This window comes from Methylobacterium sp. J-001, from assembly GCF_022829565.1.
Taxonomy (GTDB): Bacteria; Pseudomonadota; Alphaproteobacteria; order Rhizobiales; family Beijerinckiaceae; genus Methylobacterium.
Map to the genome: position 1 here is coordinate 1 of NZ_JAKSYN010000160.1, position 352 is coordinate 352.

The window sequence follows — 352 nt, forward strand, 5'->3', positions numbered from 1 at the left end:
CCTCGTCGCAGCCCGCCTCCGACAAAAATTGCAGCTGTGCCGCCGTCTCGACCCCTTCCCCGACACGACCCACCTTGAGGCCTTGGCCTAGGCCCAGGCCAGCTCGGACAGTCGCCTTCGATGGCGGGTTGTCATCCATGCTGCTGACGAAGGACCGGTCGATCTTGATCTTGTCAAAGGGGAACGCGTGCAATGTAGCTAGGGAGGCATAACCCGTACCGAAATCATCCATACTGTTGGTGCTGCCCATCGGTCGAAGGCGGTGCAGGACGGCAAGTGCGCGAGATAGATCATTGATGAGCACCGTCTCAGTGACCTCACGTTCGAGTCGGTCCGGCGATAGGCCTGTCTC

Annotated in this window: 1 protein-coding gene; it reads right to left on the reverse strand. The window is 60.2% G+C overall.

Annotated elements, in window-relative coordinates:
* Positions 1–304 (reverse strand): EAL domain-containing protein (locus tag MKK65_RS19960; protein WP_313902054.1); only part of this gene is annotated, 304 nt, incomplete at its 3' end.
* Positions 305–352: the final 48 nt, after the last annotated feature.